Here is a 23538-nt window from a genome sequence, read left to right as displayed (position 1 = left end):
AGAGATAGATGAAAAAGATATACCTACTATGTTTAATATTGTTTGCCCCCTGGGCGGCGGCCGACTGTTCTACCGATCAAACGCTCTGTAACACTGAGTGTGCTTTTAAACACTTCAATGATGAAGCAGCAGAATTAGGGTGTAAATCTAAGTGCGCAGCTAAACGAGCCGTCTGTTCAACCGAGTCGGGCGCAAAAACAGCGGTTGAGACCGGTGGTGAGGTCATTGATGCAGGCGTCGAGGTTAGCAAAGAGGCCTGGGAAGATACGAAATCTTTTGTGAAAGGTTTAACCGAATAAAAGTGAACGTTACTGCTTGGCTTTACTGTCTGCGTACATTAGAGCCAAGCGCGTCTGCGTAGCGAACCGATTGAAAGTATTAAAGTCTTCCTCGGTAACAGCACCATTACCAGCACTGCGATCCGCATACAACATCCCTATCACACGCTTACCCATCACCAGTGGAATCAATACGAACCCCTGAGCCCCCGCCTTTCTTACATATTCGGGCGGCAATCGTTTCTTCCAGCCATCTTCATCGAGATCGTTGACCATGAGCGTGACCTGCTTTTCCAGAACACGGAAAAAAAGATCATCTGCCTTCCCATTTTTCTGACGCTCAAAATAGTTTTGAAGACTGTCGGTTTCATCACCCTCGATCATTTTGACTGACAGTTTTTTTCGGGTGCGATCCAGTAGACAAAGCAGGCTACGGTCAAAACCGGCACAATGCCGAACCGCCTCAACCACCAGCTTAAAGACTTCATGAATTTTGCCTTCCGCTGCGATCATCTCAGTCAGCTGATTCATATATAACAACTGATTGTCAGCCTGGTTCTGCTTAGGATTTGCAGCTAAAGCTACAGGCGCAGATGGCTCCTCATACTGAGCCTGATGTTCTACCTCACCATGCGCAAGGAATGATAACTGTCGCACCATATCATCTTTTGCGAAATCGCCACTCTCTGTAAACGAGGGGATCATCGAACGTGTTTTTAACCCATAGGTGCGACTGACTTTTGCTACCTGACGGAAGCACTGTAACGTAATCTCGCCGACATCGTCATAAGGTATATTTCCAACGAGAGAGACTGCATCAACCAGCCGGTCATAAGGCTGCTCATTCTGCTGATCCTGGCCGTAGAGCTGTTCCACCATACCATTACATAGTGATGGCAGGCAGGCAGAAAGATCACTTTTTTCATCCAGATGCTTAAGGTCCACCTGCGCCATCGAACCTAAAACCTGTTTCGGATAACCCCACCCTGCAGCCATCTCACGTCCCAATTCACTGAAGCTGATTCCAAGCACCTCTGCCTGAATATGCGGCCATTTTTTATCACCCTGCTCTTTGAGGCGCAGCATCTTTCGGTATTGATCAGGCAGGGTACAGGCAACCATAATTTCACCCAAACCAAACAGCAACGCCCCAATATAAGCTTCTTCGGGATCAATGGGGTGTTCACTTCGCAGCGCTAACTCTTTGGCCATATTCGCACTGAGAAACTGACGCATCATCATGCCAGGGACATCTAGATCGGGGTGGGTGTCGTGAAAGCTCTCGATCAGTTTCAGGGTTAAGCAGATATTTTTAATCTGATTAAACCCCAAAAGCACTACGGCACGGGAGACCACAGTGATATTACCCTGACCACGCTTGTAAGCGGGGGAATTGGCCAGTTTCAATAACCGGGCAGACAGACTAGCATCCTTCATAATGGCCATTGCCAAGGCCATCGCATCACTCTCTTCTGAAGAACTGATCTGCTGAATTCTGTTAACAGTGGCAGTAAATACCGGAAGATCTCCGAGTTTATCCAGGCTTCGATGTATATTTTTGAGTGTGTCCGTGTACTTCATAGAAGCCCTAATTCAGAGAGCGATCAATAAGGATTGGCACTGTTACAGCTGATCAGCTGAGGCCAAAACTGAGTCCCATCGTAATCATATTTCAGTTGAGTGAATTTCGCATAATCCAGCCTTATACGCCCCCAATGTTCAGGGGATACACCCAACATTTCAGCAATTATACCGCGTATTACACCACCATGTGTCACTATCAGAATTTTTTGTTCAGGCCTTAGAAGCAGCGCTTCCAGCTCTGTAGTGATTCTCTGTTTAAATTGGTGCAGCGTTTCACCCTTTGGTGGTGGGTTATGCTCTGGATCCCGCCAAAAACGATCCGCGTGCTCAGGCATCTGCTGATATACCTCCTCAAACACCTGCCCATCCCAATCGCCAAAATCATACTCTTGTAACCCTTCCGCGATCAGCAGCTCAATCCCCTGTTTTTTCGCTAGCCAACTAGCCGTATGTAAACAGCGCTGAAGAGGCGAACTGATGATCAGCTCCCAGCTCCTGTGTTCTTCCAAGCGGTCCCGACACTCTTGAGCTCCCTCATGCGATAAAGGGGAATCAGTCTGTCCTAAGTAAACCCCGCTCAAAGCAGGCGTTCCATGCCGGAAGAGATCAATAGTTTTAGAATTTAACATCGACATCTGCGTTTTGATTCATCAGTGATCCGCTACCCCAGCCCCCTCAAAAGTGGCCATCTGTTTATGCAATTCACAAGCACTTCTCAGAATATTGACCGCAAGCGCAGCCCCACTTCCCTCTCCCAGCCTCATGCTTAATTGCAGCAGAGGCTCAACATCAAGAGCAGAGAGAATCTGCTGATGAAATGGCTCATCCGATTGATGCGCAAACAGCATCCACTGTTTTGCATCTTCACAAAGGCTGCACGCAATAAAAGCCGCGGTTGAACTAATAAAACCATCAACTAAAACAGGAATCCCCTGATGTGCTGCCTGCAGATATGCACCAACCATAGCCGCAATTTCAAACCCGCCTAAGCAACGTAAACAACCCAGAGGAGAGGTTAAAGAGGATTGATGATAGCGTATTGCACCCGAAATCAGTTCGGCCTTACGCTTTACTGCTGGAGCACCGATACCCGTTCCCGGACCGGCAACTGATTCACCCGACATATTCAGTAAGGCAGCCATCAGCGCAGATGCTGAAGTAGTATTTGCGATCCCCATCTCACCTGCAATAAATAACTGCGCGCCCTTGCTTAAAGCCCGTCCGATTGCTTCAGCCCCCACATCCATGGCTCGAAGCATCTCCTCTTCAGTCATGGCTTCAGTAACAGAAAAATCAGCGGTCTGCTCTGCAATCCTACGATCGATTACATCAGGATGGTCGGCAGCTGCGACGGTCCCGAGATTGATAACTTCAAAATCAGCCCCTAGTTGCTTCGCCAAAACAGAAATTGCGGCTCCGCCCGCAGCAAAATTCAGGACCATCTGAGAGGTGACTACCTGCGGGAATGCTGAGACCCCCCTGGCTGCCACACCATGATCAGCAGCAAAGACAGAGATATGCACCTGATCACATGCGGGGAAAACAACTTCCTGCATCGACGCCAGGGATACAGCCAGTGTTTCTAACTCCCCTAGTGATCCAGGCGGCTTGGTCAATCTCAACTGATGCTCACGCGCCTTTTGCTCACACTCAGCATTTAACGGTTTAGCTTCTAGCGTCGACCAGGCTTCAAGACTCATTGCGCTCACCATTTTTCAGATCCATGGGTATACCCGCAACACATAGACTAACTCGTTCAACCAACACTGCCAGATCCTGATGCAATCGGCCTGTATTATCCTGAAATGTTCTGCTTAATTCCCCCATCGGAACAATACCCCAACCCACCTCATTAGAGACTAAAATGAGGTTTCCTTCGAAGTCATCCACAACTGATACCAGTTCTGACATTCCTTGTTGCATAGTTTCTGTATTTTGAAGTAACAGGTTTGTCAGCCAGAGGGTCAGACAATCAACCAATACCGTTTTACCTTCACCACTTAACCGAGCTAAAGCCTGTGGGAGATCAACAGGTACCTCAAGAACCTGCCATGCTTTCGGCCGGTTATTTCTATGCAGCTCAATTCGCTGGCACATCTCCTGATCATCAGGTCGCACTGTCGCCGTAGCAATATAAACGACCGGAGTACCTAGCTGCTCTACCCTATCTTGCGCTATCCGACTCTTTCCGGAACGCGCTCCTCCCAAGATCAACTGACGCACATAATCACCAAAAAAATATTTTTATTCACAGCAACAAAATTGATATGTATTAACATGTATATTTAATACATAATATAAAATCAGTGGTTACAGTATATCGCATTACACTCGCAAGACAGCAGCGGAGATTCCCATGATACAGCTCCAGGAGCGGCGACAGCCTAAGAACTTCTCACTCTTTAATTTAGGGTTTCGTCCCTTTTTCCTCGGAGGAGCGATCGCTTCACTCATTATCATCACCTTATGGCTGGTTATATACAGTCGGGGAATGCAGCCTCACTATTATAGCTACGGTGTTTTTTGGCATGCCCATGAGATGATTTTTGGCTTCACCCTCGCAATTATTGGGGGCTTTCTGCTGACAGCTGTGCGCAACTGGACCAATGTACAAACCTTATACAGTTGGCCGCTGGCTGCACTTTTCCTCCTGTGGTTAACCGCAAGGGCACTCCCGCTATTCGATACAGTACCCGGCTTATTCATCGCGACCGCTGATCTTGCTTTCGCTCCGCTATTAGCGATCAGTGTTGCCTGGCCAATCATCCGATCAAAAAACTACAGAAATTTACTCTTCATACCTCTAATTGCTGGCTTTTTTATCGCTAACTTACTGATCCACTTACAGCTACTCAAAGTCACAACAGAGACTGCTGACATAGGAATTCAGCTGGGATTATTTCTTGTGGTGATGGTGATTACTGTCCTTGGTGGACGCGTTATCCCGTTTTTTACAGAACGCGGTGTCGCAGGAGTAAGCTGTAAAAAATATGGCTTTATCGAAAAAGCCATCCTTCCCGCTACAGCCTTATGGGTCATCGTAAGCCTGAGTGGCATTGAACAGATCATCGCCACGCTGAGCCTTATAATCGGCTGTCTTAACCTCGTTAGGGTATCAGGCTGGTTTAACACCAAAGTACTTAACGTGCCTTTGGTTTGGATTCTACAGTTCGGCTATCTCTGTATAGGCTTTGGCTTTGTCCTGTTTGGATTGAGTGAGTTAGGGCTGGTCTCGCGCTCCATTGCATATCACGCATTCGCAGTTGGTGGTATTGGCGGCTTAACTTTAGGCATGATGGCGCGCGTATCACTCGGCCATACTGGCAGACAGCTGGAAACGGGTCCCATCATCATCGCCGCGTTTGTGTTAATGGTTCTTTCCGCCATAGTCCGGGTAGCAATTGGGTATCTTCCTATTCCCTATCTTGCGGGGCTACACCTCTCTGGAAGCTTATGGGTCATAGCCTGGAGTTTGTTTGTATTCAAGTACACTCCCATCCTGATTAAACCGAGATTAGATGGTGTTTACGGATAAAAAAAGGCCTCAATTGAGGCCTTTTTTAATTCCCAGATCCACTATTGGTTAAGATCAACGACCACACGGCCTTTCACTTGACCATTGGTTATCTGCTCTGCGTATTCTGGTAACTGCTCCAGGCTAATAATCTGCGCAATATCCCCAATTGCGTTTTCAGGCAGCTGAGTCTGCAAGCGCTGCCAAGCTTGCTGACGGCGCTCAAATGGGCACATCACCGAATCCACCCCCTGTAGCCGGACATTACGCAGGATAAATGGCATCACCGTGGTTGGCAGTTTGAAACTCGCAGCCAATCCACAGGCAGCCACGACACCATCATAATCGGTCTCAGCCAATATACGACCCAGAATGGTATCCCCAACAGTGTCTACAGCCCCTGCCCAACGCTGTTTTTCCAAAGGACGAGCCGGCTCTGCCATCTCTTCTCGTGTAACAATCTCCTGAGCACCAAGGTTCTTCAGATACTCCGCCGTCTCAGGTCGACCTGTAATTGCTGTAACCTGATAGCCCAACCCGGAGAGAATTGAGACAGCAACACTACCCACTCCCCCTGCAGCACCACTCACAATAACTGGGCCTTTATCCGGTGTTACCCCCCCCTCTTCAAGGGCCATCACGCATAGCATAGCCGTTAAGCCCGCAGTACCAACCTGCATCGTGCGGATCGGCTCCATGCCCTCAGGTAGAGGAACCAGCCAATCAGCTTTAAGGCGGGCATACTGAGCATAACCTCCCCAGAAATTCTCCCCGACTCCCCAACCAGTTAGTACAACCTTATCGCCTTTGCTATAACGACTATCTGCACTCTCCTCCACGGTGCCCACAAGATCGATACCGGGTACCATTGGGAAATTACGGATGATTTTGCCTTTACCCGTAATCGCCAAGCCATCTTTATAGTTGAGTGAGGAGTAATCAACTTTGATTAATACATCCTCATCAGGCAGATCACTGTGTGATAGCTCCTGTACAGCAGCTGTTGTCTTGCCATCATCCTGATTAAGAACCAATGCTTTAAACATGCCTTTACCTCGTAGAACTCGGGAAAAGTTAATTTGTCATACAAATATAAATTACTATAATTAATTCTGCAATCTGTTATTTACCTGTACTGTTTAGGTAGAATAGCCCAGTCATCACATATTGCTGCCCGGAGCCACACGTGAGCCTAGAAGTTGAACCGATTATCCGTTCCAGTTTATCTAAACAGGTAGCTGACCAACTACAGGAAGCTATTCTCGAAGGCTCACTTAAAGCTGATGACCGGCTACCGACTGAAGAGGAACTCTCAAAGCGCTTTCAGGTTTCTCGCCCCACGATCCGGGAAGCACTTAAACGTCTCGCAGCCAAAAACCTGATTCGGTCACGCCGAGGACCAACAGGTGGTACCTTTGTTAACCATTTAGGCGCCGACGAGCTTAGTGATCATCTGACAACAGCTGCAACTCTCTTTGTGAGCATGAATCAGATCTCTCTCAGCGAAATTGCACATACCCGACTTGAGCTCGAGAGCCTATGCTGCCAACTAGCCTGCCAACATCGCACTGATGAAGATTTAACCCGCCTGGAAACAGAACTGGAGCGTCAAAGGGATATCAATATCAGTCCCGAAGAGTTTTGCAGCGCAGATGTCAGCTTCCACCGCGCAATTGCCGAGGCTAGCCATAATCGAATGCTAAGTTTTGTCATGTATACGCTGATCGAAGCCCTGCAACCGGTAGCCAATATGATCACCTTCCATTTCCGCGAACGGGATATCATTATCTCCCAGCACGAGCGCTTGCTACAGGCAATACGTGATCAAAACAGGGTAACTGCCGTAGAGGTGATCAAAGAGCAGGTTAACTACCTTTCTTCACTCCATGATGAAGCCAGGGAGAATCATGCCAGAAAACAACAACGCGACTAATCGCCAATTCAATTGACCTGCAACAATCCTAAAATCAGCTTATATTAGGCAGTAAGCTGTATATGATTTATTCTTACAGCCCTATAACAGTACCTCCCATAGAAAAGTTAAGGAGTCCTTGTGGAAAATATCTGGCTATTAAGTATTGCCGCTCTGATCATCGGCGCTGTGATTGGCTTTCTGATGGGGCGTTCCGGCGGAAACAACAACCGCCAAACAGAACTCACTCAGCAACTCGAAGATACCCGCCAAGAGCTGGAGAGCTATAAGTCGGAAGTTGCAGAGCATTTCGAAAAGACAGCCAGCCTCGTGAATGACCTCACTAACAGCTATAAAGATGTACATCAACATCTGGCCGAAGGTGCTCAGGAGTTATGTCAACCAGGAACCATAGATATGGCCCTGGAACCCGCAATGACACCGAAACTTGAGAGCGATGAAACCGCCTCCGATACCAGTTCACCTACGCCGTCCGTAGAGGAAGAGAGTGTTGAGCCACCAAGGGATTACGCCCCAAAGACTGAAGAAGATGAAGGTACTTTATCCGAAACCTTTGGTCTTAAAGAGGAGAAACCGGAGAGCGAAAGCGAGGTGAACTCACAAGAGCCCCCGCTTGCCGATGCAGCTATCCCAACTGAAGAAGAGAAAGCTAAGCAGGCCTAAACCGGATTATCTATATCGACAAACTGGTGCTTCAGATTAAACTGCTGCGCCAGTTCCTCACCTAACGCTCTGATACCATATCGCTCAGTCGCATGATGCCCAGCCGCTAGATAGTGAATCTCATTTTCACGCGCATCATGAAAAGTAGGTTCCGATACCTCCCCAGAGAGATAAGCATCCAATCCCAGATCGATCGCTTTATTGATATAACTTTGCGCCCCCCCTGTGCATAAACCCACCGTTTCAATCAGATGCTCTCCTCCCTGAATCAGAAGCGGTTTTCGATCCAGCGCATGGGCAACCTGTTCTGAAAAATCCTGGGCAGAAAGTGGCTGTTTTAATCGGCCTGTTAGGCCAATACTCCTTGGATTATCCGGCTCAAGCCCCCCCGTAATATCGAGATTGAGTAAACGGGCAAGCTGAACATTGTTACCAATCTCAGGATGAGCATCCAGGGGAAGATGATACGCAATCAGGCTTATATCATGATCAAGCAGTGTTTTGATACGACGCTTTTTGGTACGTGTAATACAACTATCTTCTCCGCGCCAGAAGTAGCCATGGTGAACTAAAACAACATCAGCCCCAGCAGAAACTGCTTCGTCCAATAACGCCTGAGATGCCGTGACACCTGTTATAATTGAAGTAACGTTCTCTTTACCTTCTACTTGAAGGCCATTCGGACAGTAATCTTTGAACAACTCAGGTGTGAGGCGTTGATTCATATAGGCAAGCAGATCGGAAAGTTTCACTGACATCGGTTGTCTTCCATTCACAAAGTCTTGATTCATCGTATAATTCTATTCCTGTTTAAGGGTGAACGACTAGGGACTCATGCGTAAATTTAATTTTCTTTTCTGGCCTGTAATATCTGGTGTACTGGTCGCAGTACTTCTGCTTCAGTACTTTCCAGACTTTTTCAATACATCACCGCAAGCCATTGAGATAAGAGAGGTGGCTCAGCCTCAGACATCCGCTCTGGGAAATGGCCCTGTCAGCTATGCCGACGCAGTCTCAGTAGCAGCCCCCACAGTCGTCAACATCTATACCCGCACTGTAGTGAAACAAAAAATTCACCCCCTCTTTAATGACCCATTTTTCCGTAACTTTTTTGATTCAGAGAGCATTCCACAGCGCGAAAGAATTCAGTCCAGCCTGGGGTCAGGGGTCATACTGAGTCCACAAGGCTACATTGTGACAAACAACCATGTTATTTCAGGTGCGGACAGCATTATCGTTGCTTTCAGGGATGGACGGGAAGCGGTGGCGGAGGTGATCGGTACCGACCCAGAAACTGATCTGGCCGTTTTAAAGGTCACACTGAGTGATCTACCCAGTATCGCTTTAGGTCACTCAGATGCGTACCGAGTCGGCGATGTCGTTCTAGCGATTGGCAACCCCTTTGGCGTAGGTCAAACCGTCACAATGGGAATTATCAGCGCAACCGGCAGAAACAGTGTTGGTTTGAATACCTATGAAGACTTCATACAGACTGATGCGGCTATCAACCCAGGAAACTCTGGAGGCGCCCTCATTGATGCACATGGCAATTTGATCGGTATAAACACAGCCATCTTCTCAAAATCTGGCGGCTCTCAAGGCATCGGGTTTGCGATCCCTTCCGATCTCACCAAACAGGTGATGCAGGACCTGATTGAACATGGCCGTGTCATTCGAGGCTGGCTGGGGATTGAAATTCAGGAACTGACACCTAGTCTGGCTGAATCCTTTGGCCTGAATAAGATGCAGGGGCTTATTATTGCAGGTGTTTTTCGCAATGGTCCTGCACACTTAGCAGGTATTAAACCGGGAGATATTATGCTTTCAATTAATGACCAGCCGATCATTGATGGTAAGAAATCGATGACTCAGATAGCACGACTTCGTCCGGGGAAAGCGGTCAATATTAAGGTTCTTCGTTTGGGAGAGTCGTTAAGCCTCAGCGCCACGATCGGCGAACGCCCGAAAAGCCGTAATTAAACGATGAAAAAAGGGATGTAAGAGGTAATGAGTACTGTAAAACTGAGGGGCCGTGCTATTGAGCACGAACCCTCCTGAAAGCAGAAAGCTTTAATCTTTGATGCGATACTCTGCAGACCTTGCGTGAGCAGTCAGGCTTTCACCCCGAGCGAGCACTGATGCAACTTTCCCCATCTCAGACGCACCCTCTTCAGAAAACATAATCAATGAAGAACGTTTCTGGAAGTCATAAACCCCCAATGGTGATGAGAAGCGAGCAGTTCCGGATGTCGGCAACACATGATTTGGGCCCGCACAGTAATCACCTAAAGCTTCTGCTGTATAACGCCCCATAAAGATTGCACCCGCATGGCGAATCCTTGGCAGCAGAGCCTCAGGATCTGACACTGAAAGTTCCAGATGCTCTGGCGCAATCCGGTTTGAGACCTCTATAGCCTCATCCATATCTTGAACTTTGATCATGGCTGCACGCAAGCGCAGCGACGTTTCAATAATCTCTTTACGCTCCATTGTTGGTAACAGCTTAAGGATGCTGGTTTCAACCTTTTCAATAAAATCAGCATCGGGGGTTACCAAAATAGGTTGCGCATCTTCATCATGCTCTGCCTGTGAAAAGAGATCCATCGCAACCCAATCAGGATCGGTCAAGCCATCACACACCACCAGAATCTCTGATGGACCAGCGATCATATCAATGCCCACTGCACCGAAAACTGCGCGTTTAGCGGTAGCAACAAAGATATTCCCCGGGCCTACAATTTTATCAACCTTTGGAACAGTGTCAGTGCCATAAGCCAATGCAGCCACAGCCTGAGCGCCACCAACGCAGAACACTCGATCTACACCAGCCAGGCAAGCTGCTGCGAGCACAAGCTCATTAACTTCACCACCTGGGGTTGGGACAACCATGATAATTTCAGCAACACCAGCAACTTTAGCTGGCATAGCGTTCATCAGGACGGAGGATGGATACGCAGCCTTTCCGCCAGGGACGTAAAGCCCTACACGATCCATCGGGGTTACTTTCTGCCCGAGCATCGTGCCATTTTCTTCTGTGTACTGCCAGGATTCACCTTTTTGGCGCTCGTGATAGCTACGAACACGCTCTGCCGCCACTTCAAGCGCTTTGCGCTGTTCAGAAGGCAGACCATCCAATGCTTGCTGCAAACGAGCCTGACTCATCTCAAGCTCAGAGATCTCACTTACAGAGGTGTTATCAAACCGATTTGTAAATTCAACAACAGCGGAATCACCCTCAGCACGGACTCTGTTCAGGATCTCATTGACGATCTGGTTAACCTTCTCATCTGAAACGGCCTCCCAAGCCAACAGTTGATCCATCTGTTCACTAAAATCTGCCTGAGTCGAATCCAGTCGTTTGATCGTCAGTTCACTCATGCAGACACCTCCGCATCTCGACGCGCAACAGCATCAGCCAACTTATCAAGAATTGGTTGAATCTGGCGATGTTTCATCTTCATCGAAGGTTGACCCACAACCAAACGAGAGCTGATATCAGCGATCTCTTCCATCGGCTCCAGTCCGTTTGCACGCAGGGTATTACCAGTATCAACAATGTCGACAATGCGGTCAGCCAGTCCCATCAGGGGAGCCAGTTCCATTGCGCCGTATAATTTGATGATATCAACCTGACATCCCTGCTTGGCAAAGTAGTCACGTGTCACATTGACAAATTTACTCGCTACTTTCATGCGACCTTCAACAGGCTTTGCATCTTTAGGACCCGCAACCATCAGCTTACATTTAGAGATATTCAGATCTAACGGCTCGTACAATCCCGCCGCGCCATGTTCAAGCAGAACATCCTTTCCAGCGATACCCATATCGGCACCGCCATACTCGACATAAGTGGGAACATCCGTAGCGCGAATCACAACCAGCTTGATGTTGTCGTGGTTAGTATCAAAGATCAGTTTGCGGCTGCTATGAATATCCTCAGCTGGAACAATATCAGCCTCCGCCAGCAGCGGCAGAGTTTCTTTAAGGATACGTCCTTTAGACAGTGCAATTGTGAGTTGCTGCTTCATAGCGCTATTTATACCTATCGATTAACCTGGCACACGTTTAATACGCGCACCTAATAACTGTAATTTCTCTTCAATACACTCGTAACCGCGATCGATGTGGTAGATACGATCAATGACGGTATCTCCATCGGCAACAAGTGCTGCAATCACCAAGCTGGCTGAAGCTCGCAGATCAGTTGCCATCACCGGCGCGCCCTGCAGACGTTCAACCCCTTCGACAACCGCGGTGTTTCCATCGATATTGATTTTTGCCCCCATGCGAATCATCTCCTGCATGTGCATAAACCGGTTTTCAAAGATGGTTTCTTTAAGAATACTCACACCATCAGACACGGCATTCATAGCAGAAAACTGCGCCTGCATATCGGTAGGAAACGCAGGATAAGGTGCGGTTGTTACATTAACCGCTTTTGGACGCTGGCCTTTCATATCCAGCTCAATCCAATCTTCACCGGTTGTGATATGCGCACCCGCTTCTTCAAGCTTTTGTAACACGGCATCCAGAATCTTAGGCGAAGTATTTTTGATCTTAACTTTACCGCGAGTCGCCGCAACAGCAGCCAGATAAGTACCCGTCTCAATGCGGTCTGCCACTACCGGGAACTTACAACCGTGCAGTTTTTCCACACCATTGACCACAATAGTATCGGTACCATGGCCCGAGATATCCGCACCCATAGCGATCAGACATTCTGCCAGATCTACAACCTCAGGCTCACGAGCAGCATTTTCGATAATACTCTGCCCCTCAGCCAGCGTAGCGGCCATGAGGATATTCTCTGTACCGGTCACGGTTACCGTGTCAAAGAAAACGCGTGCGCCTTTAAGACGACCGTCTGTCTTGGCATGGATATATCCATTTTCAACGGTGATATCTGCTCCCATAGCCCGCAAGCCCTGAATATGCAGATCTACCGGTCTGGAACCTATTGCACAACCACCAGGAAGTGAAACTTCCGCTTCACCAAAATGCGCTACCATCGGCCCCAGAACCAAGATAGAAGCACGCATGGTTTTAACCAGTTCATAAGGAGCAACCAGTTGCTTGATTGTTCCTGCATCGATTTCGACGTTCAGCTTCTCATCGATAACCAGCTCGACCCCCATACGACGGAGTAGTTCAAGCATCGTCGTAATGTCATGCAGATGCGGAAGGTTGCATACAGTTACGGGCTCAGAAGCCAACAAAGTCGCTGCGAGAATCGGCAGCGCGGAATTTTTTGCGCCGGAGATGCGAACTTCACCATTTAGCTGTTCGCCACCGGTAATAATCAGTTTATCCATGGTTCATCCAGTCAAAGGTGATTAGTTCTGAGCCTTTTCCCACTGTGCCGGGGTAAAGGTTTTAATAGTAAGGGCATGAATACTGCCATCGGCAATATATTCATTCAGGCAGGCATATACCATCTGCTGACGCTTGACCGGGCGGAGCCCTTCAAACAGCTCGCCTACAACAGTTACCTGAAAGTCGCAACCTTCACCCGCTGTTGCGACAGTACAGTTCTCCAGTTGAGATTCCAGAATCTGTTTAACCTGTTCAGCCTGCATTCAAAGCTCCTGATCGAATACTTCAAGAAAAAAATAAGGCGGAAATAATACCGGATCGCAACAAAAAAGGCGATGCCATGCACCGCCTTATTCATAATAACTGGCCTTTCTAGCTTAATTGCCCTTCCAGACCAACCAGCTGCATAATCCCCTGAAGATCATCCGGCATATTCAGTGCCTTTAACTGGGTTCCATTACCCTGCGAGTAACGCAAACAGCATAACCATAAAGAGAGCGCTGAACTATCGACACCGGTAACACCCGAGAAATCGACATGAACTAAACCGTTCAACTCTGACAATATATTCTCGAGCTGTTTACGCACCTGCATAATGACGGGAAACTTCAGCTCACCTTCAAGCTTAATCTGCTGCTGATCAACCAGTTTAACGGCAGCCATCAGGCACTTTCCTTACCAGGATCAACTTTCTCTTTCCAGCTTGAGATAACCTTACCCAGATCACCCCGATTTTTTTGTACCATATCCGCAAACTGATTCTTGAAGCTTAAACGGATATTGACACTACCATCCAGAATGGCGTTAACCAGCTTCCATCCTTGATCCGCTTTCTTCATATAGTAGATCAGGGAATACTTTGTCCCATCTGCAGAAAACACATTCATTGTCACAATCTGCTTACGCTCATCAGGACTTTCAGAGCGAGGAGGCACCATCTCATAATTTTCAATTTTAAAGCCCACCAGCGCTTTGGCGTATGTCTTCAACAGAGTGGTTTTAAAAACTCCGGCAAACTGCTCTCGCTGCTCTTTTGAAGCACGACGGTAATATTTCCCCATCACCCCTTTAGCAATATAAGGGAAGTCGACAACAGGTGTCAGCAACAGATCAATTTCACTGATTAACTGATCTTCCTGCCCTTCAACGAGGAGCTCTTCATTTTCAAGCAACTTGATAACATCTGAAGTAGCGCCCTCAATCACACCACCCGCCTCTTCCCAGGATGCCTGTACAACCGGTGCAAAAAGCAGCAGTGTAAAAACCAGTACGAGAGCTTTATTAATTGACTTAAAAAGTGCGGCCAACATTATTCACTCACCTCATTAAATAAGAATTTTCCAACCAGATCTTCAAGCACTAGGGCCGATTGAGTATCCTCAATATAATCACCAGATCCAAGGTACTCCTCTTCAGCGCCTACCGATATCCCGATATATTTTTCACCTAACAACCCAGCGGTCAAGATAGAAGCTGAGCTATCAATCGACAGAAAATCTACGTCACCATTGATCTCCATGGTAACCCGGGCAACCAACTGATCCGTATCCAGATCAATATTGGTAACTTTGCCTATCGTCACCCCTGACATCGTTACTTTTGAACGAGGCGTCAGGCCTCCAATGTTTTCAAAACGCGCATAAACTGTGTATGTATCCCCAGCATTGGACATACTCAGACCACTGACGTTCAATGCCAATCCAATCAGCGCTAGAATCCCTGCCAAGATAAAAGCACCTACGCTGATCTCCAAGATCCGCATACGCATATTAAAGCTCTCCAAACATTACAGCTGTAAGAATAAAATCAAGGCTTAACACCGCTAAGGATGAGTAAACCACGGTTTTAGTTGTTGCCTGACTGATACCTTCCGAGGTTGGTATACAGTCATACCCCTGAAAAACAGCGATCCAGGTCACAACAAAACCGAACACTATCGCCTTAATCAAACCATTGACGACATCTTCACCAAAATCGACCGAGTTTTGCATATTGGCCCAGAAAGAACCATCGTAGATTCCCAGCCAATCGATACTCACGATCGCCCCGCCATAAATACCCACAATCGCAAATATGGCAGCTAGAATAGGTAGACAGATAAAGCCCGCCCAAAAACGAGGTGCAATAATACGCCTCAAGGGATCGACACCGATCATCTCCAGACTCGAAAGTTGCTCAGTAGCTTTCATCAGGCCTATTTCAGCCGTCAGCGCCGAACCTGCACGCCCGGCGAAAAGCAGTGCTGTCACAACCGGAGCCAATTCACGAACAAGGCTGAGTGCCACCATCTGGCCAACCGCCTGCTCTGAACCGTAATCAACCAGTATGGTGTAACCCTGCAGCCCTAAAACCATACCAATAAAGAGACCAGACACCACGATAATAACCAGTGAAAGGACCCCTACAAAATAGATCTGCTGTATCAGCAACGGAAACATCATTACAGGCTGAGGCTTCGCAATCAGCGACTGAAACAGAATCATGGAGGAGCGACCAAACGCCGCAAGCTTATCCAATCCTGCCCGTCCTAGTAACGCTAATCTATCCACTATAAACCTCCCTGCAGCAGGTCATCGGAATAATCACCTGCAGGAAAATGAAAGGGAACCGGTCCGTCGGGTAATCCATGCATAAACTGGCGAACCTGAGGAGAATCGACCTGCTTCAGCTCCTCCGGTGTGCCATGTGCTATCACCGAGGCATCTGCAATCAGGTAGATATAATCAGCTATACCAAGAGTTTCCTGAATGTCATGTGAAACGATGATACTAGTATGCCCCAATGATTGGTTCAGGTGGCGGATAAGATTAACCAGCACCCCCATCGCAATAGGGTCCTGCCCTGTAAATGGCTCATCGTACATCACAATATCAGGATCTAATGAGATTGCTCGCGCCAACGCAACCCTACGCGCCATTCCTCCGGATAGTTCACTTGGCATCAGTGTGTTAGCACCTCGAAGGCCTACCGCCTGCAGTTTCATCAGGACAATATCCCGAATCATATCTTCAGGCAGATCTGTATGCACACGCAGAGGGAACGCAACATTTTCAAAGACACTCATATCGGTGAAGAGCGCTCCGCTTTGAAAAAGCATTCCCATACGTTCACGAATTTTGAACAAGTCACCACGACTCAATTCGGGAACATTTTGATCATCAATCAAAATAGAACCAGACTCCGGTCGTAACTGGCCGCCAATTAATCTAAGCAGCGTGGTTTTACCGGTACCTGACGGTCCCATTATTGCTGTTATTTTCCCCCGGGGAATTTTTATATCCACATCACTGTAGATGGGTCGCTCCCCACGGGAAAAACTGAGCTTCTGAATATCGATGATGACATCATCAAATAAATTCATAAGTATCCATTTATGGTGTTGAAACAGAACAGATCCATTGCTTCTGTTCAGGCTGTATTCAAATACCCCTTCTTTGGGGGTGGCAACTATACCATTTCGATATAAAAACAGAAATATTTCCAACTACTTCCTTGGTGCCGATTCAAACGCTCTCCCCATTCTGCTTTAATAGCCAGCTTTATTATCAGTGGAATACAAATAGAATATGCTTTATCCGATTTTGGCACTGCTGGCTGGTTTGGTCCTGCTGGTCTGGAGTGCAGACAGATTTGTTATTGGTGCAGCCGGTACAGCAAAGAACTTTGGCATGTCTCCAATGTTGATAGGCTTGACCATTGTCTCGTTTGGCACCTCAGCACCTGAAATATTAGTTTCGATTATGGCATCCACATCAGGTGCCGGTGATCTCGCCATAGGTAATGCACTGGGTTCCAATATTGCCAATATTGCTCTAGTGCTTGGTATTACCGCGATTATCGCGCCTCTCCCTGTCAAATCAGGTGTACTCAAAAAGGAGCTTCCTCTACTTCTGGGGGTCACTCTACTTGCTGGCGTTATTCTGTTCGACCTTAAGCTAGATCTGGTGGATGGTATCATCCTTCTGATTGCACTGGTGACCTGCCTCTTTCTATTCAATCATTTTCAAAAAAACGCACCAAGTGACGAACTTTCTCATGAAGAGGATGAGATCCCGGAGCTTAATACTCGCACCGCTATTTTCTGGCTAGTTGTCGGTTTAGTCGTGCTTGCAGTCAGCTCTCGCATGTTAGTCTGGGGAGCGAGTGAAATCGCCTTCTCTCTCGGTGTCAGCAAACTTGTTGTCGGTTTAACCATAGTCGCCATCGGCACCAGCCTTCCTGAACTCGCCGCATCTATTGCCAGCGCCCTGAAAAATCATCACGACATTGCAATCGGCAATGTCGTTGGTTCCAATATATTCAATCTGGTTGCCGTTATGGCAATACCGGGTTTAATCTCCCCCATAGGGATGGAGGCGGTCGTACTCCAGCGTGATTATGTCACTATGCTGGCTCTGACCTTCATTTTGTTAGCATTCGCTCTATGGCAGAAGCCCCCTTCTATCAGCCGCATAGAGGGTATAGTGCTTGCTGCAGCCTATGCAGGATATCTGGTCCTGCTATACACTATGACTGTATCTTAAGCAGGGGCAGAGCAAAGATGACACAGCCAGATTTTTTAAGTTCTGCAAAGCGTACCATTCAGCTTGAAGCTGAAGCAGTAACCGATCTTCTGATTCACCTTGATCAACATTTTGAAAATGCGTGCCGTATCATGATGCAGTGTACCGGCAGAGTCATTGTGACAGGTATGGGAAAATCAGGTCATATTGGCAAAAAAATTGCCGCCACACTCGCCAGTACCGGCACTCCCTCATTTTTTGTCCATCCAGGAGAGGCCAGCCACGGTGACCTGGGGATGATCACACCCAACGATGTTGTCATCGCCCTGTCAAATTCAGGTGAAACAGCAGAGGTCGTCACCATTATTCCTCTGCTGAAACGGATGAACACTCCCCTCATTAGTATCACTGCAAACGCAACGTCAACGCTGTCCCTATCCGCTGATGCTAACCTTCATATCGGTGTTGAACGGGAAGCCTGCCCACTCGGCCTGGCACCTACCTCCAGTACAACCACACAACTCGTACTGGGCGACGCTCTGGCCATTGCTCTGCTTGAGGCCCGTGGATTTAGTGCAGAAGATTTTGCGTTTTCGCACCCTGGAGGCAGTTTAGGCCGTCGCTTACTGCTGAAAGTAAGCGACATTATGCATGCAGATCGAGATGTGCCTATTGTATCTTCAGGAACTCTTCTGAAAGATGCACTTATAGAGGTTACTCGTAAGCGGTTGGGTATGACCACCATTGTTGACAGTTCAGACCGCCTACTGGGCATATTTACCGATGGCGACCTGCGCAGAGCTCTGGACCATAATGTTGATCTACAGACAACCATCATAGACGATGTAATGACCCCTCAGGGCACCACTGTCACCAGTGAGATGCTTGCCGCTGAGTGCCTTCAAATTATGGAGTCCAAAAAGATCAATGCTCTGATTGTCACGGATCAAAGTAACAGACCGATTGGAGCGTTAAATATGCACGATCTTCTCAGGGCCGGAGTACTCTAATGACCTATGAAGCGGCGGAAAGCCTTAATAGCAGATTGCAGAAGATCACGCTTGCCGTCTTTGATGTTGATGGCATCCTAACCAGTGGCCAGTTGCTGTTTTTACCCAATGGTCAGGAAGTAAAACAGTTCAATACGCTTGATGGTTTAGGTCTGAAATTGCTGATGCAGGGAGGAATTGAAACTGCAATCATCACCGGCCGCAGCTCTCCCCAGGTCATCCAGCGCAGCCGCTCTCTCGGTATTAACCACCTTCAACAGGGGCGCGAAGACAAACTCGTGGCTCTTGAAGAGCTTTGGTCAAGGACGGGTCACAGCGCTGAAACGACTGCCTATATAGGTGATGACCTCCCCGATCTATCGGCGATAAGGCATTGCGCTTTTGGCGCCACCGTTCCAAACGGGCATGACTTTGTAAAATCCCATGCTGACTGGTGCACTGAACGAAAAGGGGGTGAAGGCGCAGCACGCGAGTTCTGTGAGTATATCCTGAGCGCGCAGGGAAAACTGGCCATACTACATGATGACTACCTCTAATGCCTGAACTAAGTAGCAAACTCAGACTCATACTGGCCGCGACTATTTTGATACCCGTGCTACTCTACTGGGGTTTTTCCGGCTCCCCTCATGAAGGCGATAAATCGACGAGCCCACTCACGGATAAAATGGACTATTTTGTCGATGGAGCCAAAATCCGAGAATGGCAAAAAGATGGTGGCCTGCAACGAGGTTTGGAAACCATCCGACTGGAGCACAACCCTAAACGCGAACATAGCGAATTGACTACGCCAATAAGCATTCACTATCGAGATAATGGCACTCAGCTCCTGACTACTTCAGATACAGGGATCACATTAGATGATAACAGCCGTACAGATCTTGCAGGGAATGTTATTGTTCATGATAATCCAGATTCACTTTCTGGAACGACACTGAAGACAGAACATCTGACTATCTATCCAGAGAAGGACTTTGCAGAAACCGATCAGCCGGTAGTAATCGAATCTCCCGAGACGATCATGGCAGGTGTTGGCATGGATATAGAGTTTAATAATCGTATTATGAATTTGCACAATCAGGTAAAGGGAACCCATGATAAAGCTGAATAATCTGCCCCGGGCACTCATTTTCGCACTTAGCTTCACAGCCTTTCATGCCTCTGCTTTACCAGATGACCGTGACCAACCGATCTACATAACGGCTGACAGTGCTCGCATCAATGATAAGACAGGCATTACTACCTATAAAGGTAACGTTGTCATCAAACAGGGCTCACTTCTTATTGAAGCAAAACATGTAGATATGTATCGCGGTGATGAGGGCGTAGAAAAACTTATTGCAAACGGCCAACCCGCCCACTTCCGTCAAAAACCTAAAGCAAACGAACCCTTTAGTGATGCCTGGGGCCTGAAGATGGTCTATCAGGTCGATGATCAGTTGTTAACAATCACCCAGAAAGCAAAAGTGATTCAAGATCAGGATACCTTTACCGGGGAGAAGATTGTTTACGATCTTGATCGTTCAATTGTTAACGCATTTGGCAGCAGCAAGCAGAGTAGCAGCGATAACCAGAGTGGCCGTGTAAACATGGTGATCCAACCCAAGAAAAAAGATAAGGCCGCAGAATAGATGAGTTTTTTGGAAGCCAACAATCTGGCAAAACGCTATAAAGGTCGTGAAGTTGTTAAAGATGTTTCACTGCAGATCAAAAGTGGCGAAATTGTCGGCTTACTCGGCCCCAATGGTGCCGGGAAAACAACCTGTTTCTATATGATTGTCGGTCTGGTTCAGGCAGACCGCGGCAATGTAAAGATCAAAGGCCATGATATCACCTCACAGCCCATGCACGGGAGGGCGCAGCAGGGTATTGGCTATCTGCCTCAAGAGGCCTCTATTTTCAGGAAGCTATCGGTTAAAGACAACCTTCTCGCTATTCTTGAAACCCGCAAGGAGCTAGACAAGCACACAGCTCTGAGCAAGATGGAAGAGCTGCTAGAAGAGTTCCATATTACGCATATCCGCGACAGTTTAGGCATGAGCCTCTCTGGTGGCGAGAGACGGCGCGTTGAGATTGCAAGGGCCCTTGCAACTGAACCAGATTTTATTCTGCTTGACGAACCCTTTGCAGGGGTAGACCCTATATCAGTCAACGATATCAAACAGACTGTTAGACACCTTCAATCCAGGGGGATCGGTATTTTAATTACCGACCATAACGTTCGCGAGACACTCGATATCTGTGAAAGTGCATACATTGTCAGTGAAGGCACTATACTTGCGAAAGGCACACCAGATGAGATTATGGCAAATAAAGCTGTGAAAAATGCCTACCTCGGAGACCAGTTCTCACTGTGAGATGGGATACAGCGGTCGGATAATCAAAGTAGTATCAGGAAGTAAGTCTATCGCATATGAAACAAGCGCTTCATCTTAAAATTGGGCAGCAGCTCACTATGACCCCTCAGTTGCAACAAGCGATCCGCTTGTTACAACTATCAACACTCGACCTCCAGCAGGAGATCCAGGAAGCTCTTGAAAGCAATCCGATGCTGGACGTTTCAGAAGATGAAAGCCCAGCCGACGGAAATGCAGCAACAGAAGAACCCAGCCCGGTAACAGAAACTGCCACCTCTCAGGAGAGCAGTAGTTCAGAGTCTGAATACGATGATACCGCAACGGCTGAAGATAACTGGAACGATAGTATCCCTGAAGAGTTATCCACTGACAGCTCCTGGGATGACACCTTTCAATCATCTACTCCCTCGATTGGCAAAGAGGATCTGGATTCCTTTGAATCCAATGACAGTGCAGAAGAGACACTTCAGGATCACCTCCACTGGCAATTAAATCTGACACCTATGAGCGATCTGGATCGACTCATTGCTACCAACATCATCGACGGAATTAGTCCTGATGGCTATCTGACTATCAGCCTTGAAGAGATTCACGAACACTTTCTTGCGCAGAAACAGGTACAGTTTGACGAGGTTGAACTGGATGAGATAGAAGCAGTTCTCCACAGAATCCAGCAATTTGATCCTGCGGGAGTAGCCTGCCGGGACCTGAGCGAGTGCCTCTGCATTCAGCTCAAACAACTCCCCGTCGAGACACCCTGGAAAAAAGAAGCGATCAAAGTAGCCGAGTCACATATCAAGCTTCTGGGAACCCATGATTACCGCCAACTGATGCGAAAAACCCGCTTACGGGAACCTCAGTTACAGCAGGTTATCCAACTGATCCAAACCCTTAATCCAAAGCCAGGCGCATTGATCAGCAGCTCTACAGCTGAATACGTCATCCCAGATGTTATTGTGACGAAACAGCGAGGCGTCTGGACAGTAAACCTTAACCCGGAAGTTTCCCCCAGGTTGAGAATCAACTCAGGCTATGCGGGCTTAGTGAAGCGCGCAGACAACAGTTCTGATAACACCTATCTTAAAAACCACCTACAAGAAGCCCGCTGGTTCATTAAAAGCCTCCAAAGCCGTAATGAGACACTACTTAAAGTGTCCAATGAAATAGTTAAGCGGCAGGCTGGCTTCCTTGACCATGGTGAAGAGGGAATGAAACCGATGGTTCTGCATGATATTGCAGAGGCTGTCGAGATGCATGAATCAACCATCTCCCGTGTGACCACACAGAAGTTTATGCATACCCCTCGGGGAATCTTTGAATTGAAATATTTTTTCTCCAGCCACGTCAGTACGGCAACAGGTGGTGCAGCCTCTTCAACGGCCATTCGAGCGTTGATTAAGAAGATGGTAGCTGCTGAGAATACAGCAAAACCACTGAGTGATAACAAAATAGCTCAATTTCTTGATGAACAGGGATTTAAAGTCGCCAGACGTACAATCGCAAAATATAGAGAGGCAATGGGCATTCCTCCTTCTAATGAAAGAAAGCGTCTGGTTTAATAACACTGATAACTAAGGATGACGAAGCACGTCACCAACAAGTAGGAGAGACCTATGCAGATCAATATCACTGGACATCATGTTGAACTGACTGACTCTATGCAGAATTATGTTCTGGAAAAATTGCAGAAAGTTGAACGCCATTTTGACAACATCACTAACGTTCAGGTTACTCTCAGTGTTGAAAAGTTACGCCAGAAGGCCGAGGCGGAGATGCATGTTTCAGGCGCACAGCTTTTTGCAACACATGAACATGAAGACATGTATGCCGCCATTGACGGCTTAACTGACAAGCTGGACCGCCAGGTCATCAAGCATAAAGAAAAAATGAAAACCCACAAATAGGTCTCGCGTTTCAACGAATTATGTTGGTTCAAGAACTCTTAACCCCCTCAAGCACCCTCTGCGGTCTTGAGGGCGGTAGTAAAAAACGCATTTTAGAAAAAGCGGCAGAAATCATCTCTGATCAGCATCCAGAGATGGAAGCCGCTTGTATATTTAATGGGTTACACAGCAGAGAAAAGCTCGGTAGCACAGGAATTGGTGATGGTGTAGCAATCCCCCATTGCAGACTCGAAAACTGCCAGGATGCAACAGGCTACCTTATTAAACTCGAGGTTCCGGTCGATTTTGATGCTATCGATAATCAGCCAGTTGATCTTCTATTTGTACTTGTAGTCCCTGAAGATGCGACCTCAGAGCATTTACAGACTCTGGCTTCTGTAGCAGAGCTATTTAGCCAGGAGAGCATGCGTATCAAACTCAGGCAGGCAGAGGACAATACGGCTCTATTTGATACCGTGTGCCAGATGAGTTCATAGGAGTTAT

29 protein-coding genes are annotated in these 23538 nt (G+C 47.6%); 14 read left to right on the top strand and 15 right to left on the bottom strand.

Features of this window, described 5'->3' with window-relative positions:
- Nucleotides 1-8: 8 nt before the first annotated feature.
- The gene (locus Q0882_RS10035; protein WP_299180955.1) at nucleotides 9-299 is read left to right on the top strand and encodes a hypothetical protein; all 291 of its coding nucleotides are present in this window, start codon (nucleotides 9-11) and stop codon (nucleotides 297-299) included.
- Between the two features lie 9 nt (nucleotides 300-308).
- Here Q0882_RS10035 and Q0882_RS10030 read toward each other — a convergent pair whose 3' ends face one another.
- The 4 genes from Q0882_RS10030 to cobU are packed head-to-tail and all read right to left on the bottom strand — an operon-like array spanning nucleotide 309 to nucleotide 4085.
- Nucleotides 309-1859 (bottom strand): HDOD domain-containing protein, encoded by a 1551-nt coding sequence (locus Q0882_RS10030; RefSeq protein ID WP_299180954.1) that lies wholly within the window; start codon nucleotides 1857-1859, stop codon nucleotides 309-311.
- A gap of 23 nt (nucleotides 1860-1882) precedes the next feature.
- Nucleotides 1883-2491, bottom strand: a complete 609-nt coding sequence (locus tag Q0882_RS10025; RefSeq protein ID WP_299180952.1) for a histidine phosphatase family protein — start codon at nucleotides 2489-2491, stop codon at nucleotides 1883-1885.
- 21 nt (nucleotides 2492-2512) lie between these two features.
- Entirely contained in the window at nucleotides 2513-3562 is a 1050-nt protein-coding gene (cobT, locus tag Q0882_RS10020; protein WP_299180950.1) for a nicotinate-nucleotide--dimethylbenzimidazole phosphoribosyltransferase, read from the bottom strand.
- Nucleotides 3552-4085, bottom strand: a complete 534-nt coding sequence (cobU, locus tag Q0882_RS10015; protein WP_299180948.1) for a bifunctional adenosylcobinamide kinase/adenosylcobinamide-phosphate guanylyltransferase — start codon at nucleotides 4083-4085, stop codon at nucleotides 3552-3554. The genes cobT and cobU overlap by 11 nt, the downstream gene beginning before the upstream one ends.
- Nucleotides 4086-4218: 133 nt before the next feature.
- Between cobU and Q0882_RS10010 the strand changes: the two genes are divergently transcribed.
- Nucleotides 4219-5397, top strand: a complete 1179-nt coding sequence (locus Q0882_RS10010; RefSeq protein WP_299180946.1) for an NnrS family protein — start codon at nucleotides 4219-4221, stop codon at nucleotides 5395-5397.
- A gap of 41 nt (nucleotides 5398-5438) precedes the next feature.
- Here Q0882_RS10010 and Q0882_RS10005 read toward each other — a convergent pair whose 3' ends face one another.
- Nucleotides 5439-6422 (bottom strand): MDR family oxidoreductase, encoded by a 984-nt coding sequence (locus tag Q0882_RS10005; RefSeq protein ID WP_299180944.1) that lies wholly within the window; start codon nucleotides 6420-6422, stop codon nucleotides 5439-5441.
- 140 nt (nucleotides 6423-6562) lie between these two features.
- Here Q0882_RS10005 and Q0882_RS10000 point away from each other — a divergent pair, with 140 nt between their 5' ends.
- Nucleotides 6563-7309, top strand: a complete 747-nt coding sequence (locus Q0882_RS10000; protein WP_299180943.1) for a FadR/GntR family transcriptional regulator — start codon at nucleotides 6563-6565, stop codon at nucleotides 7307-7309.
- Nucleotides 7310-7429: 120 nt separating this feature from the next.
- Nucleotides 7430-7972, top strand: a complete 543-nt coding sequence (locus Q0882_RS09995) for a DUF1043 family protein (RefSeq protein WP_299180941.1) — start codon at nucleotides 7430-7432, stop codon at nucleotides 7970-7972.
- Here the strand turns inward: Q0882_RS09995 and Q0882_RS09990 are convergent.
- Complete coding sequence (locus Q0882_RS09990) at nucleotides 7969-8730, bottom strand: Nif3-like dinuclear metal center hexameric protein (RefSeq protein ID WP_299181096.1); 762 nt, start codon at nucleotides 8728-8730, stop codon at nucleotides 7969-7971. The genes Q0882_RS09995 and Q0882_RS09990 overlap by 4 nt on opposite strands.
- Nucleotides 8731-8806: 76 nt before the next feature.
- Between Q0882_RS09990 and Q0882_RS09985 the strand changes: the two genes are divergently transcribed.
- The gene (locus tag Q0882_RS09985) at nucleotides 8807-9952 is read left to right on the top strand and encodes a trypsin-like peptidase domain-containing protein (protein ID WP_299180939.1); all 1146 of its coding nucleotides are present in this window, start codon (nucleotides 8807-8809) and stop codon (nucleotides 9950-9952) included.
- A 90-nt stretch (nucleotides 9953-10042) separates the two neighbouring features.
- Here the strand turns inward: Q0882_RS09985 and hisD are convergent, their stop codons facing one another.
- The 9 genes from hisD to Q0882_RS09940 all read right to left on the bottom strand — a co-directional run bounded on the left by hisD (nucleotide 10043) and on the right by Q0882_RS09940 (nucleotide 16646).
- Entirely contained in the window at nucleotides 10043-11350 is a 1308-nt protein-coding gene (gene hisD, locus Q0882_RS09980; RefSeq protein ID WP_299180938.1) for a histidinol dehydrogenase, read from the bottom strand.
- Entirely contained in the window at nucleotides 11347-12000 is a 654-nt protein-coding gene (gene hisG, locus Q0882_RS09975) for an ATP phosphoribosyltransferase (RefSeq protein ID WP_299180935.1), read from the bottom strand. Before hisG ends, hisD begins: the two co-directional genes overlap by 4 nt.
- Before the next feature lie 21 nt (nucleotides 12001-12021).
- Nucleotides 12022-13284 carry a UDP-N-acetylglucosamine 1-carboxyvinyltransferase gene (gene murA / locus Q0882_RS09970; protein WP_299180932.1) on the bottom strand — a complete coding sequence of 421 codons (1263 nt, stop codon included), beginning with the start codon at nucleotides 13282-13284 and terminating at the stop codon, nucleotides 12022-12024.
- A 21-nt stretch (nucleotides 13285-13305) separates the two neighbouring features.
- Nucleotides 13306-13548 (bottom strand): BolA family protein, encoded by a 243-nt coding sequence (locus Q0882_RS09965; protein ID WP_299180930.1) that lies wholly within the window; start codon nucleotides 13546-13548, stop codon nucleotides 13306-13308.
- Between the two features lie 109 nt (nucleotides 13549-13657).
- Nucleotides 13658-13948, bottom strand: a complete 291-nt coding sequence (locus Q0882_RS09960; protein ID WP_299180929.1) for a lipid asymmetry maintenance protein MlaB — start codon at nucleotides 13946-13948, stop codon at nucleotides 13658-13660.
- Nucleotides 13948-14595: a phospholipid-binding protein MlaC gene (locus Q0882_RS09955; RefSeq protein WP_299180927.1), complete on the bottom strand. Its 648-nt coding sequence runs from the start codon at nucleotides 14593-14595 to the stop codon at nucleotides 13948-13950. Before Q0882_RS09955 ends, Q0882_RS09960 begins: the two co-directional genes overlap by 1 nt.
- Complete coding sequence (gene mlaD / locus Q0882_RS09950) at nucleotides 14595-15053, bottom strand: outer membrane lipid asymmetry maintenance protein MlaD (RefSeq protein ID WP_299180924.1); 459 nt, start codon at nucleotides 15051-15053, stop codon at nucleotides 14595-14597. Before mlaD ends, Q0882_RS09955 begins: the two co-directional genes overlap by 1 nt.
- Nucleotide 15054: 1 nt before the next feature.
- Nucleotides 15055-15837, bottom strand: a complete 783-nt coding sequence (gene mlaE, locus Q0882_RS09945) for a lipid asymmetry maintenance ABC transporter permease subunit MlaE (RefSeq protein WP_299181094.1) — start codon at nucleotides 15835-15837, stop codon at nucleotides 15055-15057.
- Nucleotides 15834-16646, bottom strand: a complete 813-nt coding sequence (locus Q0882_RS09940; protein WP_299180922.1) for an ATP-binding cassette domain-containing protein — start codon at nucleotides 16644-16646, stop codon at nucleotides 15834-15836. Before Q0882_RS09940 ends, mlaE begins: the two co-directional genes overlap by 4 nt.
- A gap of 205 nt (nucleotides 16647-16851) precedes the next feature.
- Between Q0882_RS09940 and Q0882_RS09935 the strand changes: the two genes are divergently transcribed.
- The 9 genes from Q0882_RS09935 to ptsN are packed head-to-tail and all read left to right on the top strand — an operon-like array spanning nucleotide 16852 to nucleotide 23531.
- Nucleotides 16852-17808, top strand: coding sequence for a calcium/sodium antiporter (locus tag Q0882_RS09935; RefSeq protein WP_299180920.1), 957 nt, complete (start codon nucleotides 16852-16854; stop codon nucleotides 17806-17808).
- A 17-nt stretch (nucleotides 17809-17825) separates the two neighbouring features.
- Nucleotides 17826-18797: a KpsF/GutQ family sugar-phosphate isomerase gene (locus Q0882_RS09930; protein WP_299180919.1), complete on the top strand. Its 972-nt coding sequence runs from the start codon at nucleotides 17826-17828 to the stop codon at nucleotides 18795-18797.
- Nucleotides 18797-19333: an HAD family hydrolase gene (locus tag Q0882_RS09925; protein ID WP_299180917.1), complete on the top strand. Its 537-nt coding sequence runs from the start codon at nucleotides 18797-18799 to the stop codon at nucleotides 19331-19333. The genes Q0882_RS09930 and Q0882_RS09925 overlap by 1 nt, the downstream gene beginning before the upstream one ends.
- The gene (gene lptC / locus Q0882_RS09920; RefSeq protein ID WP_299180915.1) at nucleotides 19333-19905 is read left to right on the top strand and encodes an LPS export ABC transporter periplasmic protein LptC; all 573 of its coding nucleotides are present in this window, start codon (nucleotides 19333-19335) and stop codon (nucleotides 19903-19905) included. Before Q0882_RS09925 ends, lptC begins: the two co-directional genes overlap by 1 nt.
- Complete coding sequence (lptA, locus tag Q0882_RS09915; protein WP_299180912.1) at nucleotides 19889-20425, top strand: lipopolysaccharide transport periplasmic protein LptA; 537 nt, start codon at nucleotides 19889-19891, stop codon at nucleotides 20423-20425. The genes lptC and lptA overlap by 17 nt, the downstream gene beginning before the upstream one ends.
- Nucleotides 20426-21151, top strand: coding sequence for an LPS export ABC transporter ATP-binding protein (gene lptB / locus Q0882_RS09910; RefSeq protein ID WP_299180909.1), 726 nt, complete (start codon nucleotides 20426-20428; stop codon nucleotides 21149-21151).
- A 56-nt stretch (nucleotides 21152-21207) separates the two neighbouring features.
- Nucleotides 21208-22710, top strand: coding sequence for an RNA polymerase factor sigma-54 (locus Q0882_RS09905; RefSeq protein ID WP_299180908.1), 1503 nt, complete (start codon nucleotides 21208-21210; stop codon nucleotides 22708-22710).
- 54 nt (nucleotides 22711-22764) lie between these two features.
- Nucleotides 22765-23055, top strand: coding sequence for a ribosome-associated translation inhibitor RaiA (gene raiA, locus Q0882_RS09900; protein WP_299180907.1), 291 nt, complete (start codon nucleotides 22765-22767; stop codon nucleotides 23053-23055).
- A gap of 20 nt (nucleotides 23056-23075) precedes the next feature.
- A complete protein-coding gene (gene ptsN, locus Q0882_RS09895; RefSeq protein ID WP_299180906.1) occupies nucleotides 23076-23531 on the top strand; it encodes a PTS IIA-like nitrogen regulatory protein PtsN in 456 nt (151 codons plus the stop codon).
- Nucleotides 23532-23538: the final 7 nt, after the last annotated feature.

The organism is uncultured Neptuniibacter sp., from assembly GCF_947498015.1.
Lineage (GTDB): Bacteria > Pseudomonadota > Gammaproteobacteria > Pseudomonadales > Balneatricaceae > Neptuniibacter.
The sequence above is the reverse complement of the archived record's forward strand: the minus strand, read 5'-3'. Positions and strand labels throughout refer to the sequence as shown.